This window comes from Bradyrhizobium sp. SZCCHNR1017 (genome assembly GCF_032381375.1).
Classification (GTDB): domain Bacteria; phylum Pseudomonadota; class Alphaproteobacteria; order Rhizobiales; family Xanthobacteraceae; genus Bradyrhizobium.
The window spans coordinates 49,295-63,323 of the sequence record NZ_JAUHIR010000018.1 but is presented as its reverse complement, the minus strand read 5'-3'; the positions used below and the strand labels follow the sequence as shown (position 1 = coordinate 63,323).

The window sequence follows — 14,029 nt, the reverse complement described above, 5'->3', positions numbered from 1 at the left end:
CGGGGCGGCGGCCGGTGTGCGCTACTCCGCCGCCTCGCTCTTGCCCTCGATCAGCAGCACGTCGAGGCTCTCGATCTCCTGCATCGCGCGGCCGGCGATGCCCTGCAGGTCGCCATACAGGCCCGCCGTCGAATCCAGCACGCTGCGCAGTTGCTCCTCGCGCTTGGCCCACAGCCGCATCATGGTCTTGCGCTCGCGGTCGAGATCCGACTGCATCTCGGTGAAGCGCTCGACGATGGCGTCGATGCGGTGGCGGAAGCGGGGCCCCGTGAGATAGGCGTAGACCATCTCCATCTTGGTCTGCTGGCCCTCCTGCGCGAGCTTGCTGCAGGCGACGTCGATCAGCGACTGCCGCAGTGCCAGCGACAGTGGCAGCGCGAAGCGCGGCTCGGCGACCCAGACGCCGTCGATCAGGTCGAAGCCGTCGACCCCCTTGGGCAGCGCGCTCGAGACGATCAGCGCGATGTCGGCCTTGGCGGCGCGCAGGTCGTCGCGCAGCTTCACCAGCCAGCCATCGCTCCAGTTCTTGGTGCGCTTGGATTCCCACAGGATCGCGCCGCAGGCCTGGCCACCGGGGCCGACCACGCGATGGATCACGTCGCCGCCGAACTCGCCCTTCGGAACCGGCTCGACCAGGTCGCGGGGAAAGCGCGCGCGCAGTTGTGACTCCAGCTCGATCTCCAGTGCCTCGCCCTGCAGCTGCTGCGAGCCCTGCTCGGCCTTGCGGCGAAGCTCCTCGATCTGGCGCTGCATGCCTGCGATCTGGGTCTCCTTCTCGGCGACCTTGGCCTTCAGAGACTCCTCCGCCTCGAGCCGCGCCTTGTCGCGCACCGCGACGAGATTTTCCTGCACCTTGGTCTCGATGGTGAGATCGAGCTCGCGGCGGGCCTCGTCGAGCTCACGCTGCTTGCGCATCATCTCCGCCTGCGCCTTCTGCGCATCCGCCAGCTTGGCGTCCTTGCTGACGATGGCCTCGTGCAGCTCGGCGAGCTGGCGATCGCGGTTGCCCATCTCGTCGGCCACCGCCTGTCGTGCCTTCTCGGCCTCGGCCTGCGCGATCGCAGCGCGTTCGGCCTTCAGCTTGGTGGCGACCTGCTGGTCGATCGCAGCCTTGGCCTGCGCGATCTGCTCCTGCGCGGCCTTGAGCTGCGCCTCGCGGCGGCCGAAATCGGCTTCTTTCGCCTGGAGCTGCCTCTCGAACTGCCGGCGCGTCTCCGCGATCAGGGGCGCTGCGAGCTGCTCGGTCAGCTTGATCTCGGTGCGGCAGGAGGGGCAGACGATCTGAGGATCGGTCATGATTCGCTTCCTTCCATGAAAGCCGAATCTAACCGGCCGCCGCGTGGCGTTTAACCCACGCGAACGGCTTATCCCACGCAATTATCCGCGATTCACGCCCCGTGCGGCGTGGCCTCGGACGTCGCCGTCGTGTCCGGCGCCTTGATGCGGAACCAGGCGACGTAGAGCGCCGGCAGGAACAGCAAGGTCAGCACGGTGCCGACGATGATGCCGCCCATCATCGCATAGGCCATCGGACCCCAGAACACTTCGCGCGCGATCGGGATCAGCGCCAGCGAGGCCGCGGCCGCCGTCAGCATGATCGGCCGCATGCGGTGCTCGGTCGCCTCCATTACGGCCTCCCACGGCGGCCGTCCTTCTTCGCGCAGATGCTCGATCTGCACGATCAGGATCACCGAGTTTCTGATCAGGATGCCGATCAGCGCGAGCACGCCGAGGATGGCGACGAAGCCCAGCGGCGCGCCGCTCGGCAGCAGTGCTGCGACGACGCCGATCAAGGCCAGCGGGGCCACCGCGAACACCAGGAACAGCCGCTGGAAGCTCTGCAGCTGCAGCATCAGGATGGTGGCCATGGTGAACAGCATGATCGGGACGACCGCGATGATCGGCGCCTGGCTCTTGGCGCTCTCCTCGACGCTGCCGCCGGTGACGACCTTGTAGCCGGCTGGAAGCTTGGCGTCGAAGGCCGTGATAGCCGGCTTGAGCTGATCGACCACCGTGTTCGGCTGCACCTGATCGATCACGCTGGCCTTCAAGGTCAGCGTCGGCAGGCGCGAGCGGCGCCAGATTTCCGGCTGCTCGATCTGGTAGCGCAGGGTCGCGAGCGCCGCGAGCGGGATCGACTGGCCGTTGGATCCGGAGAGCTGCAGGTCGCGCAAGGTCTCCAGCGACTGCCGTTCCTTGGCCTGGGCGCGGCCGCGTACGTCGATCAGATAGATGTCGTCGCGCACCTGGGTGATCGAGGTGCCGTCGAGCACGCTGTTCAGCGCATTCGCGATGTCCTCCGAGGTGACGCCGAGCTGGCGCGCCTTGTCCTGCAGCACGTCGACCTTCACGACGCGCGCCGGCTCCATCCAGTCGAAGATGACCGCCCCGAGATGGCTGTTGCCGCGCAGGACGCCGGCCAATTCCTGCGCGATCTCGCGCACCTTGGCGACATCGGGCCCGCTGACGCGATACTGCACCGGGCGGCCGACCGGCGGGCCGATGTCGAGCAGATGCACATAGGCGTCGGTGCCGGGGAACGTCTTGGTCAGATAGGCCTGCAGCTTGGCGCGGGCGCGGTCGCGCGCCTCGAGGCTCCTGGTGACGATGATGATCTGGCCGAACGACACGTCGGCCGGCTGCACGTCGAACGACAGCACGAAGCGCTGGGCGCCGGAGCCGACATAGGTCGACCAATGGTCGATGTCGGGATTGCCCTTCAGCGCCTCCTGCTCGAACTGCGCCATCTGCGCGTTGGTCTCGGCGATCGAGGAGTTCTGCGGCAGGTTGAAGTCGATCACCAACTCGGTACGGTCGGAGGAGGGGAAGAACTGCTGCTGCACGAAGCGCATGCCGAACACCGACAGCCCGAAGATCAGGACCGTGGCGACGATCGTGGTCCAGCGGTTCCGCATGCAGGCATTGAGCATGGCGCGGAAGATCCGCGTCAGCCGGCCGCCCTCGGCATGGTGACTCGGCAAGGTCGCGGGCAGGATGGTGACGCCGAGCAGCGGCGCGAACAGCACGGCGACGATCCAGGACACGACCAGCGACACCGCGATCACGACGAACAGCGTGAAGGTGAACTCGCCGGCGGCGCTGTTGTTGAGGCCAATCGGAATGAAGCCCGCGACCGTCACCAGCGTGCCCGTCAACATCGGGAAGGCGGTCGAGGTGTAGACGTAGGTTGCGGCCTTGCGCAAGGAGTCGCCGACCTCGAGCCGCGCCACCATCATCTCGACCGCGATCATGGCGTCGTCGACCAAGAGGCCGAGCGCGATGATCAGCGCGCCCAGCGAGATGCGCTGCAGCGAGATGCCGGTGTAGGCCATGAACAGGAAGGTGATGGCGAGCACCAGCGGGATCGAGATCGCGACCACGAGGCCGGCGCGGACGCCGAGGCTGACGAAGCTGATCGCGAGCACGATGATCACGGCCTCATAGAGCGCCTTGGTGAAGCCGCCGACGGCTTCCTCGACGATCTTGGGCTGGTCCGAGACGAGATGCACGCCGACGCCGACCGGCAGGTCGGCGATGACCTTGGTCATCTCCTCCTTCAGCGCCTCGCCGAAATCGAGCAGATTGGCGCCGGCCTTCATGCCGATGGCAAGCCCGATCGCCGGCTGGCCGTTGAAGCGGAACAGCGACGTCGGCGGGTCCTCATAGCCGCGGGTGATGGTGGCGACGTCGGTGAGCGGGAAGAAGCGGTCGTTGATGCGCAGGTTGATCGCCTTGAGACTCTCCTCGGAGGTGAACTGGCCGGAGACGCGTACGGCGACGCGCTCGGGGCCGGCCTGCAGCACGCCGGACGGCGACACCGCATTCTGCGCCTGGAGCGCCGTCAGGATGGTGCGCTGGTCGATGCCGAGCGCGGCCACCTTGCGCGGCGAGAATTCGAGATAGATCACCTCGTTCTGCGCGCCGACGATGTCGACGCGGCCGACATTGGGCACGGTCAGCACCTTGGCGCGAACCTCCTCGACGCGGTCGCGCAGCTGGCGCTGGCTGAGGCCGTCGCTGGTGAAGGCGTAGATGTTGCCGAACACGTCACCGAAGCGGTCGTTGAATCCCGGCCCGACGACGCCGGACGGGAAGTCGCCCCTGATGTCGTTGATCAGGTTGCGCACCTGCAGCCAGGTCGGGACGACGTCGCGTGCCTTGGTGGTGTCGCGCAGATTGACGAACACGGTGGTCTGGCCGGGCACCGTCAGGCTCTTGGTGTAGTCGAGCGCCGGCAGCTCCTCCAGCTTCTTCTCGATGCGGTCGGTGACCTGGCGCGTCATCTCCTCGGCGGAGGCGCCGGGCCATTTGGCCTGGATCAGCATCGTCTTGATCGTGAAGGACGGATCCTCCTCGCGGCCGAGATGCACGTAGGAGAAGAGGCCCGCAGCCATGAAAGCGATCATGAAATACCAGACGAGCGAGCGGTGCTCGAGCGCCCAGTCGGAGAGGTTGAAGGACTTCACGGTTGAGATTCCTGATCGATGCGGACGGACTGGCCATCCTTGAGACTGTGCACGCCGGCGGTGACGACGCGCTGCCCGGCTTCGAGGCCGCCGGTGACGCGGACGCTGCCGTCCTCGTTGCGGGCGATCGTGATTTCCTGTCGCTTCACCGTCTTGCTGGTAGCGTCGACCAGCCAGACGAAGCTCTTGTCGTTCTGCTCGAGCACAGCCGAGCGCGGCAGCCGGATGACGGTCTTCTGCTCGATATCGAGCGAGGCGGTCACCGTGGTGCCGAGCCGCATGATCTCGGGCGGATTGTCGAGCGTGATGCGGATGCGGCGCGTGCGCGTGGTGGCGTCGGCGCGCGGCGCGATCTCGCGCACCTTGCCGGCGGCGCTGACGCTGGGATCCACCTGTAGCCGCACGGTGAACGGCGTGCCGGCCTGCAAGGCCCCGGCGATGTCGTCGCCGACATCGATCACGGCCTCGCGGATGTCGGGCCGCGCCACCGTGACGACGCTCTGTCCCGGCGAGACGACCTGGCCGACCTCCGCGCCGACGGCGGTGACGATGCCGGCGAAATCCGCCTTGAGCTGGGCGTAGCCGAGCTGCTCACGCGCCTTGGCGAGATTGGACTGCGCCTTGACGACGGAGGCCTGGGCGGCCGCGCGCGACTGCTCGGCGCTCTCCAAGGTCGCCTTGGTGGTGGCGTCGGTTTCCAGCAGGGTGCGCTGCCGGCCCTCGGTGCCGGTCGCATTGGTCAGTTGTGCCTGGCTGCGCGAGACCTCGGCGGCCGAGGCACGCACGGCGAGCTCGAGCGCGGCGGGATCGATCGCCGCGACGACCTGGTCCTGCTTGACCATGTCGCCGACATAGACGGGCCGGGCGATCAGCCGTCCGAGCACGCGGAAACTGAGATCGGCCTTGTAGCGCGGCTCGATCGTGCCGGTGACGGCCGAGCCGTTGGCCGCCTGCGGCTCGATCTTCATCGACAGCACCGGCCGGACCGGCTCGGGAGCGGCGGCCTTTTCGTTGCAGCCGGCGAGCAGAGCGAGCGCGCCGAGCGGAAGAACACAACGCATGGGCGTCATCACGACCGCTTCTCCTCGTTGAATACGATCTGTTGGCCGACGCTGAGCAGCTTGCCGCCATCGGTCACGACGCGGTCACCCGGTTGCAGCCCGGCCGACACCACGATCGCGCCGGTCTCGTAGTCCTCGATCGTGATCGGCTTCAGCGACACGGTCTTGTCGGCGGCATCGACCAGCCACACCGCCGGTTTCTTGCCGGCCGCGGTGAGCGCGCTCCAGGGCAGCACAATGCGTTGCTCCGGCTTGATGAAGCCGGTGACGCTGACGGCGCTGCCGAGGATCATCTCGGGCGGCGGATTTTCGATTGCCATCTTGACACGGACGGTCCCGGATTTGGGATCGATGGTCGGCGAGACTTCGCGCACTTGACCCTTGGCCGTCACCGAGGGATCCGAGAGCAGCGCAATCGCGGCCTTGGTGCCGTCGAACTTCAACGACAGCGCCGCCTCGTAGACGTCGACCACGGCATCGCGATCGCCGTCACGCGCGAGCGTGAACACGGACTGCGCCGCCTGCGCCACCTGGCCGACCTCGATATTGCGCGCGGTGATCGTGCCGTCGGCGTCGGCGCGCAACTCGGTGAAGGTGAGCGCGTCCTTGGCGGTGTCGCGCTGGGCCTTGGCGGATTCCAGCGAGCCTTCCGCCGTCCGCAGCGTCTCCTGGGCCTGGTCGAAGGTGGCGCGCGTCGTGAAGCCGCTCGAGAGCAGCGTCTGCTGCCGATTGAAGTTGGAGGTCGCGACCTTCACCTGCGACTCCGCGGCGGTCACGGCGGCCTCGGCGGAATCCAGGTCGGCCTGCTGCTCGGCCGGATCGATCCTGGCGAGCAACTGTCCGGCCTTGACGTGCGCGCCGACCTCGACGAGGCGCTCCGTGACGCGGCCGCTGACCCTGAACGACAGGTCGGCGAGCACGCGCGCCTGGACGTCGCCGGTCAGCGTGATCGATTGCCGGCGCTCCGACAGCTTGACCACCTCGGTTCGCACCAGCCGGGACGGCGGTGCGGTTGCGGCCGTTTTCTGCTCGCAGCCGGCCAGCAGCAGGCCGACGGCAGCACAGCCGGCCGCGGCCAGCAGGCGTGAGCCCGGCGCCCGAAGGAAGGGGAATCCTGTGATTGGAGACATGGTCGTATCTTCGGCCCGGTTGGGTGGTGGCGATCATTCCCATCCTGCCGCGCAAGCACGCAAGGACCGGAAAGCGCCTGTTGGTCGTCAGCAGCGCGCAGAACCCGCGCAGCCGCCCGCCGTTGCAGGCAAGGTTCACGCGAAAGTTGAACACCATCCTCTTGACAGTGCGTGAATTAGACAATCAAATCTAGAATAATTCGTCTAGTAACATTCTCGTGGCGGTTTCGAATTCCCCCTGTGTGGGTTGCCGGGCGCTCCCGTTGGGACATCGGCCATCGCTGCCGCCGCGGTGAGCCAAGGCATGACGCGAACGTGCGACGCAAAGCTGCGACTGACCTGAATGACCCCGCGCGCACGACATCACGTGCGCCGCGCCAGGCGCGGGGCCGTGAGCGGCGCGAGCAGCTGCTCGACGCCGCAGCCGCCATCATCGCCGAGTCCGGGATTGGTGCCGTCAGCATGCATGCCGCGGCCCAGCGCGCCGGCGCCTCGATCGGCTCGGTCTATCACTTCTTCCGTGACAAGGATCAGATGCTGGATGCGCTCGCCGAACGTCACGATGCCGAGCTGCAGCCGGCATTCGATCGCGTGCTGCAGCGGAGCGATGCGGAATGGGCAGCGTTGGCGCCCGCAGAGGTCATCGAGCAACTGATCGGCTGGGCGATCCGCTACTTCGTCCGCAATCCCGATGCGCTGGCGACGCTCGATCTGCACGACCAGACCGTGCATGCCGAGTTCAGGGCCGTCATCGACCGCGTCATGCGCGCCAGGCTTGGCGACGAACTGGGCAAACAGGCGGCCACTACGCTCGATGCCGTCGTGCTCGGCACCCTGCTGTTCACGCGCGAGCAGGATCCGCGCAGTCGCGACGTCGTGGTCGCCGCGTTGCCGGAGATGATGGCTACCTATCTGAACGCTCTCGAGGCGAAGCGGAAGCGGACGAAGGCATGAGGTACAGGCGGCGTATCGATGCGATCAGGGCGGCTATCTGAACGGCCACGCGCTGCTCTTCCGATGCATCGCCACTGTGCGCGGCGTCGCCGTGTCCGCGATCGGCTGGGCCGGAAGGACGATCCGGTCGTCGACGTTCCAACGGTCGAGCTCGTAGCGCCATTTGCCATTCTCCGATGTGCGATAATCGCAGTCCTTCAGCGCGCGATCGCGAGACGGTGGATCGATGACCGTAGACGTCGTTCGGCGCTGGCGACGATGCTGACGATCAGGCGGAACGACGAGGCCGGCGCGGACGTACGCATACCGCTCATCGCACGGGGCCCGCCGGCGAAGGCGTGTCGACATGATCCATCGTCGTCATCGACACCGGCTGCGGCTCGTCGATGAGAGCGGAGCGATCGCGACGGCGTGCCAGCCGCCGCTCGCTGCTCCGGTCGCGCCTGATGGCGATCCCTTCGACCAGCCGGGCCACGACGCCGACCACGGCAAAGCTCAAGAGCAGCGAGATGCACAGCAGCCCCAGATAGAGCTTCAGCACCGAGCTTGCGAAGCAGGCAAGCGCGATGAGCGCGACAATGGCCAGCCGGCCTTTGACGGAGATCGACATGATGGGGCGTTTCGCTGGTAGCTGATTGTGGGCGCCACTCTAGCGCCATGTTTTCTGCCGCCAAGCCGCGTCCCAATGGGTGGTAAATTTTGCCGCAAGGTCATGACGACAATCGGATGTGCTCCAGCTCAATCGTCGTCGCACGCGTCGCAGTTCAACTCCGCGTTGCGAAGATCCGGTTGTCCTTGTGCCGGCTTCTCGCATTCGTCGTGGGGAACCGAAGCGAGCATCCATCGTCGCCGGGGTCCGGTCTTCCCTGCGCCCTCTCGTTACGATGAGGGCCGAGATATCGCACGATCCGGGCGCATCGCGTCGCGGCAACGCGAAGCCGCGTCATCTCTCCGAGTAACGGATCAAATGCGTTTCTGCGCATCAGTACCCGACGAGACCGGCTGTTTGAGATGGCCAGCAAGACGATCGGCAGACGTGCTGCTACTGCGCGCTGGCCCACGCCGCAAGCACGGCGCGCTCCTCGCCGGTGATCTCGGTGATGTTGCCGGGCGGCATCGCGTTGGACCAGGCGGCGTTGCGCGCGATCAGCCGCGCATTGCGCTGGATGTGCTCGGCGGTGTCGAGCCGCACGCCCCGGGGCGCGCTGACGATGCCGTCCCACACCGGCTCGGCGGCATGGCACATGCTGCAGCGGGAGGTCACGATCTCCTCGACCTGCGCGAAACTCGGCTGTGCCGTTGCGGCGACCTTGGCGTCGCGTGGGCCGGCCGCGGACAGCAGCAGGATGCCGATCATGCCGGCGGCGGCCACGCCCCACACCCACCATGGCGACGGGTTGCCCTTGTGACGCTCGTTGAAGAAATGCCGGATGACGGGTCCGAGCGCGAGCACGATGGCGACGATCACCCAATTGTAGCGGGTGCCGAACAAGAGCGGATAGTGATTGCTGATCATCAGCACCACCACCGGCAGGGTCAGATAGTTGTTGTGGACCGAGCGCTCCTTGCCGGCCTTGCCAAGCTTGGGATCCGGCGCCTCGCCGGCGAGCAGCGCGGCGACGATCTTCTTCTGGTTGGGGATGATCACCGCGAACACGTTGGCTACCATGATGGTGCCGATGATGGCGCCGATCTGGTTGAAGGCGCCGCGGCCGCTCAGCACGTGGGTGAAGGCGTAGGTGAGCGCGACGAGGAAGATGTAGCCGCCGATCGCGAATGGCAGTTCGTGCCGGGCAAGGCCGCTGCGGCAGGCGGCCTCGTAGAGCAGCCACGCCAGCGCCAGCGAGCCGAAGCTGAACAGGCCGGCCTGAAGGGGCGTGAGATCGAGGATCGACTTGTCCACCAGGAACAGGTCGGCGTTGAGATAGTACACCACGATCATCAGCACGAAGCCGGACAGCCAGGTGGTGTAGGCCTCCCATTTGAACCAGGTCAGCTCGCTCGGCATCTGCGCCGGGGCCACCAGATATTTGACGATGTGGTAGAAGCCGCCGCCATGCACCTGCCAGGCCTCGCCCATCACGCCGGTCGGCAGGCCCTCGCGCGGCCTCAGGCCGAGGTCGAGCGCAATGAAGTAGAACGAGCTGCCGATCCAGGCGACGGCGGCGATCACGTGCAGCCAGCGGAAGATCAGGCTCAGCCATTCCGATATGATCGAAGCCCACATCGTGCGCTCATCTCCTTCGACAGGGCAAGTCCAGAGCCGAGTGCCTGCGTCTCATCTGTGGCATCGATCGCATCTGATTTCCAGCGCGTCGCTGTGGCAGTCAGTGCACAACAGATTAGCTGTCATGCGCGCGTGATGCGGTGGACTCCGGTGGCGCGATTGCGTTCAATGTGGCGGTCTGACAAGCGGGACGGGCGGAATGACGAGACTGGTTCTGATCATGCTGGTGCTGGGACAGTTCGCTAGTGTGCCTCTGGCGGCGGCGCAGACCGCACCCAAGCAGAGCACGGCCAAGCGCGCCGATGCCTGCGCGCCGATCGGACGAACCGAGGACGGCAAGCTGGTCTATGCGATGAAATGCGAGAGCATCCCCAAGCCGGTCGCTCCCGCCGCCCCGCCACAGGCGGCCGCCCAGCCGTCGGAGCCGGCTGCGGAACCGGAGCCCGAGACCCGGCGGAGCGGCGTGTTCGGTTGGTCGTACGATCGCCGACCCAAGCCATAGCGCAGCCGTTTCCCCAGACCGGCTCATTCGCCGAATTTCTCCTGCAACTGCGGAAGCAGCCGGTCCGGCTTGAATGGCACGACCGCGAAGCGGATGCCGGTCGCAGCGCGCAGCGCGTTGCCGAGCGCGGCGGCGACCGGATTATAGGGGCTCTCGCTCATCGACTTCGCCCCCAATGGGCCGATCGTGTCGTGGGTGTCGGCAAACAGCACCTCGGTGCGCGGCACGTCGGCATAGGACGGCAGGTGATAGTCGCGGAAGCGCGGATTGATCACGCGGCCCATGTCGTCGATCACGATCTCCTCGTACAGCGCGGCACCGAGCGCTTGGGCCACGCCGCCCTCGACCTGGCCCCGGCACTGCATCGGATTGGCGACCCGGCCGGCATCCGCGGCCTGCACGCTCTTGAGGATCCTGATCTCGCCGGTCCCCTTGTTCACAGCGACGCGAAAGCCCTGGACGTTGAACGCGACCGAGCGCGGCGTGCCCTGCGAACTGCCGCTCGCGGTGAGCGGCGATCCGCTGGCGTTCGCGAGCTCGGCGAAAGCGAGACGGTGTGCGCCGCAGGTGATTGCATCATCGGCGATCACGCAGGCGCCGGGAGCGACGTTCCACCTGTCGGCAGCGAACCGCTTGATCGTCTCGGCCAGCGCCTCGGCCGCAGCCTGGGTCGCGCGTCCCGCGACGAAGGTGCCTGTCGAGCCATAGGCGCCGGTGTCGTGGCCGCCATGCGCCGTGTCGGACTGCTTCAGCGTGATGCGATCGACGGTGGTGCCGAGCACGGTCGCGGCGATCTGGCGATGGACGGTGCTGGTGCCGTTGCCGAATTCGGCGGTGCCGACGGTGAGCACGAAGCCGCCGTCGTCGCGCAGGCTGACGGTGGCATCGGCGATATGGCCATCGGGCGGCACGGTGTCGATCATCGTCAGCGCGATGCCATCGCCCTTCAGCCACTCGGCCGCCAGCTCCGGCGTCGGCGTGGCCTCGGCCATCGCGCGCTCGACCAGATCAAGGCACTGGTCGAGCCCGTAGGAGCCGTACAGCACGTCGCTGGGCTCCGATGCCGGCGGCGCCAGCATGGCATCGCCCAGCCTGACGATGTTGCGGCGTCGCATCTCGAAAGCGTCGATGCCGAGCTGCCGCGCGAGCTCGTCGATCGCGGCTTCGACCGCGAAGGTGGTTTGCGGCAGGCCGTAGCCCCGATAGGCGCCGGCCGGCACCGTGTTGGTGTAGACGGCGAGGCCGTCGACCTTCTTGTTGGGACAATTGTAGACCGAGATCGACTCGGCGCAGGCATGGAACAGCACGGGCCCGGCATGATTGCCGTAGGCGCCGGTGTTGGAAAGAACATCGAGCTGCAGCGCGGTCAGCTTGCCATCCTTGTCGGCGCCGGCCTTGACCGTGACGCGCATCGGATGCCGCGTCGAGGTCGCGATGAACTGCTCCTCTCTGGTGAATTCGAGCTTCACGGGGCGCTTTGTCTTCAGCGCGGCGAGCGCGAGGATGTCCTCGACGAACATCTCCTGCTTGCCGCCGAAGCCGCCGCCGACGCGCTCGCAGAACACGCGGACATTATCGGGCGCGAGGTCGAAGATCTCGCACAGCGCCCGTTTCGTCAGGAACGGCACCTGCGTGCTGGAACGGACGGTGAGCACGCCCTTCTCGTCGAGCCAAGCGAGACCGCCGTGCGTTTCCAGCGCCGCATGCTGCACGCGCTGGGTGGTGAAGGTGCCTTCATAGGTCGCGGCGGCGGACGCGAGCGCGGCGGCGACGTCGCCGAACTCGCCATGGGTCTCGGCGACGATGTTGCGGGCGACGTCCGCGATGCGATGCGCGCTGCCACGGCCGGCGTGAATGACCGGCGCGCCGGGCTCGATCGCGTCAGCGGGATCGACCACGGCAGGCAGGATCTCGTAGTCGACGACGAGACACCGACAGGCCTCTTCGGCCGCTGCCTCGGTCTCGGCGACGACGGCCGCGACCTTCTGGCCGATGAAGCGCACGACATCGTCGAGCACGCGGGTGTCGGCCGGATCCATCCACGCCTGCTCATGGCGCGCGGTGGAGAACAGAGCCGCCGGCGCATCCTCGTGCGTCAGCACCGCATGCACGCCGGGCACGGCCAGCGCAGACCTCTTGTCGATGCCGACGATGCGCGCATGCGCGTGCGGCGAGCGCGCGAGCTTGACGTGCAGCAGGCCTTCGACCGTCGTGTCGAAGGTATAGCGCGCCCGGCCGCGTACGACGTCGGGGCCGGCGGGGGCGGGCAGGCTGCGTCCGAAGGCTTCGCCGGCTGTGACCTGCTCGACATGAACGTGGCCGAGCAGCGCGTCCTCGATGGCGCGATAGCCGGTGCAGCGGCACAGATTGCCCTTCAGCGCCGCGCCGAGATCCTTCTTCTGCGCCTGGTTCAACGAGGCGCAGGTGACGATCATGCCGGCGGTGCAGAAGCCGCATTGGAACGCCTGCGCATCGAGGAAGGCCTGCTGCATCGGATGCAGGCCGTCATCGGTCGCGAGGCCTTCGACAGTCGTGACCGCCTTGCCATCGGCACGAAAGGCAGGGATCAGGCAGCTGTGCACCGGTTCGCCGTCGAGCAGCACAGTGCAGGCACCGCAATCGCCGGCGTCGCAGCCCTTCTTGACGCCGAAATGGCCGGTGTCGCGCAGAAAGGTCCGCAGGCATTGCCCGGGGCGCGGGGCAGCATCGACCTCCTTGCCATCGACGATCACGCTCATGGCCTGAAGCCCGCGAGCTCGGCGCGGATCTCCTCGGCGAGGCGCAGAGTCATCGCCTTGCGCCAGGCGGGCCTGCCATGAACATCATCATGATACGACGCGTCTGGGATGCTGCCGAGAATGCCGGCGCGCAATTCGGTTGGGTCGGGCATCGTGGCAAAGCGCAGCTGCTGCGGCTTGATAGTCGATCCGGTTACCGTGAGCAGCAGGTCGCCGCTGCGGCCCGAGGTGCCGATCAGCAGCGCGCCGGAGCGTCCGACCGGGGTGAGGGCGATCTGGCGGAAGGCAGTGCGGCGCTTCAGCGCGGCCAGCGGAACGTCGATCTGGCGCAGCAGATCTCCAGGCGCGAGCACGTTGCTGTTGTTTCCGGTGACGAAGTCGGTGACCTGGATGCGCTGCTCGCTGCCGTCGTTCTTCCAGATCGTGCAGACGCCCTCGAGCGCGGCGAGCAGCGAGATCATCGGCCCGGCTGGCAGCGACATGCAGAGATTGCCGCCCACGGTCGCCGTCTTCCAGATCTTGAACGAAGCGAGGAACGCGCGGCAGCATCGATCGATCAGCGGCGCCGCGATCCACTCGGCCGGGCAGGGCAGCGCGTCCAGATCGGCGACGCTGCAGGTCGCGGCGATGCACAGGCCCTGATCGCTGATGCTGAGAGACGGCCAGGCGAGATCGTGGAGATCGATCAGCCGCGACAGGCGCGGCTGCGGTTCCGAGAAAAGCCACGTGCCGCCGGCCAGCCAGGCATCGCCTGCCTGCCAGCTGGGCAGCTCGGCCCGCGTCCTCGGGCGCACGACCGCCGTGATGGTGTTCAGATCCATGGTGAAGCCAGCTCGTGGGCGCAGCCTATCGCGGGTGGAATCCTTGCAAGACCAGCGCCAACTGGCAATAGGATGACGCCGGCCTTCCGCTTGCAAGTTACCGGCACATGCAAACGCCCAATCACCGAGA

General features: G+C 67.1%; 10 protein-coding genes. 2 read left to right on the top strand and 8 right to left on the bottom strand.

Annotated features, from left to right (window positions below; translation table 11 throughout):
• Positions 1 to 21: 21 nt before the first annotated feature.
• From QW863_RS30805 to QW863_RS30790, 4 genes are all read right to left on the bottom strand, one after another.
• On the bottom strand, positions 22 to 1,296 hold the full coding sequence (locus tag QW863_RS30805) for a DUF2130 domain-containing protein (protein ID WP_315717800.1): 1,275 nt from the start codon (positions 1,294 to 1,296) through the stop codon (positions 22 to 24).
• A 92-nt stretch (positions 1,297 to 1,388) separates the two neighbouring features.
• Positions 1,389 to 4,466, bottom strand: coding sequence for an efflux RND transporter permease subunit (locus QW863_RS30800; protein ID WP_315717799.1), 3,078 nt, complete (start codon positions 4,464 to 4,466; stop codon positions 1,389 to 1,391).
• Positions 4,463 to 5,539 carry an efflux RND transporter periplasmic adaptor subunit gene (locus QW863_RS30795; protein WP_315769637.1) on the bottom strand — a complete coding sequence of 359 codons (1,077 nt, stop codon included), beginning with the start codon at positions 5,537 to 5,539 and terminating at the stop codon, positions 4,463 to 4,465. Before QW863_RS30795 ends, QW863_RS30800 begins: the two co-directional genes overlap by 4 nt.
• Positions 5,536 to 6,657, bottom strand: a complete 1,122-nt coding sequence (locus QW863_RS30790; protein ID WP_315717798.1) for an efflux RND transporter periplasmic adaptor subunit — start codon at positions 6,655 to 6,657, stop codon at positions 5,536 to 5,538. The genes QW863_RS30795 and QW863_RS30790 overlap by 4 nt, the downstream gene beginning before the upstream one ends.
• Before the next feature lie 315 nt (positions 6,658 to 6,972).
• On the opposite strand from QW863_RS30790, the gene QW863_RS30785 reads away from it, so the two are divergent.
• Complete coding sequence (locus QW863_RS30785; RefSeq protein WP_315717797.1) at positions 6,973 to 7,611, top strand: TetR/AcrR family transcriptional regulator; 639 nt, start codon at positions 6,973 to 6,975, stop codon at positions 7,609 to 7,611.
• Between the two features lie 310 nt (positions 7,612 to 7,921).
• On the opposite strand, the gene QW863_RS30780 is transcribed toward QW863_RS30785, so the two are convergent.
• Together QW863_RS30780 and QW863_RS30775 are read right to left on the bottom strand one after the other, a co-directional pair.
• The gene (locus QW863_RS30780; protein ID WP_315717796.1) at positions 7,922 to 8,221 is read right to left on the bottom strand and encodes a hypothetical protein; all 300 of its coding nucleotides are present in this window, start codon (positions 8,219 to 8,221) and stop codon (positions 7,922 to 7,924) included.
• 432 nt (positions 8,222 to 8,653) lie between these two features.
• Positions 8,654 to 9,838 carry a urate hydroxylase PuuD gene (locus QW863_RS30775; protein WP_315717795.1) on the bottom strand — a complete coding sequence of 395 codons (1,185 nt, stop codon included), beginning with the start codon at positions 9,836 to 9,838 and terminating at the stop codon, positions 8,654 to 8,656.
• A gap of 199 nt (positions 9,839 to 10,037) precedes the next feature.
• Between QW863_RS30775 and QW863_RS30770 the strand changes: the two genes are divergently transcribed.
• Positions 10,038 to 10,340, top strand: coding sequence for a hypothetical protein (locus QW863_RS30770; RefSeq protein ID WP_315717794.1), 303 nt, complete (start codon positions 10,038 to 10,040; stop codon positions 10,338 to 10,340).
• Between the two features lie 23 nt (positions 10,341 to 10,363).
• Here QW863_RS30770 and QW863_RS30765 read toward each other — a convergent pair whose 3' ends face one another.
• Positions 10,364 to 13,078 (bottom strand): molybdopterin-dependent oxidoreductase, encoded by a 2,715-nt coding sequence (locus tag QW863_RS30765; RefSeq protein ID WP_315717793.1) that lies wholly within the window; start codon positions 13,076 to 13,078, stop codon positions 10,364 to 10,366.
• A complete protein-coding gene (locus tag QW863_RS30760) occupies positions 13,075 to 13,899 on the bottom strand; it encodes an FAD binding domain-containing protein (RefSeq protein ID WP_315717792.1) in 825 nt (274 codons plus the stop codon). Before QW863_RS30760 ends, QW863_RS30765 begins: the two co-directional genes overlap by 4 nt.
• Between the last annotated feature and the right edge of the window lie 130 nt (positions 13,900 to 14,029).

What these genes read in the sequence shown, in the direction of transcription:
- QW863_RS30805 (WP_315717800.1), bottom strand. Translation starts at nt 1,296, where the DNA reads ATGACCGATCCTCAGATCGTCTGCCCCTCCTGCCGCACCGAGATCAAG.
- QW863_RS30790 (WP_315717798.1), bottom strand. Translation starts at nt 6,657, where the DNA reads ATGTCTCCAATCACAGGATTCCCCTTCCTTCGGGCGCCGGGCTCACGC.
- QW863_RS30780 (WP_315717796.1), bottom strand. Translation starts at nt 8,221, where the DNA reads ATGTCGATCTCCGTCAAAGGCCGGCTGGCCATTGTCGCGCTCATCGCG.
- QW863_RS30775 (WP_315717795.1), bottom strand. Translation starts at nt 9,838, where the DNA reads ATGTGGGCTTCGATCATATCGGAATGGCTGAGCCTGATCTTCCGCTGG.
- QW863_RS30770 (WP_315717794.1), top strand. Translation starts at nt 10,038, where the DNA reads ATGACGAGACTGGTTCTGATCATGCTGGTGCTGGGACAGTTCGCTAGT.
- QW863_RS30765 (WP_315717793.1), bottom strand. Translation starts at nt 13,078, where the DNA reads ATGAGCGTGATCGTCGATGGCAAGGAGGTCGATGCTGCCCCGCGCCCC.
- QW863_RS30760 (WP_315717792.1), bottom strand. Translation starts at nt 13,899, where the DNA reads ATGGATCTGAACACCATCACGGCGGTCGTGCGCCCGAGGACGCGGGCC.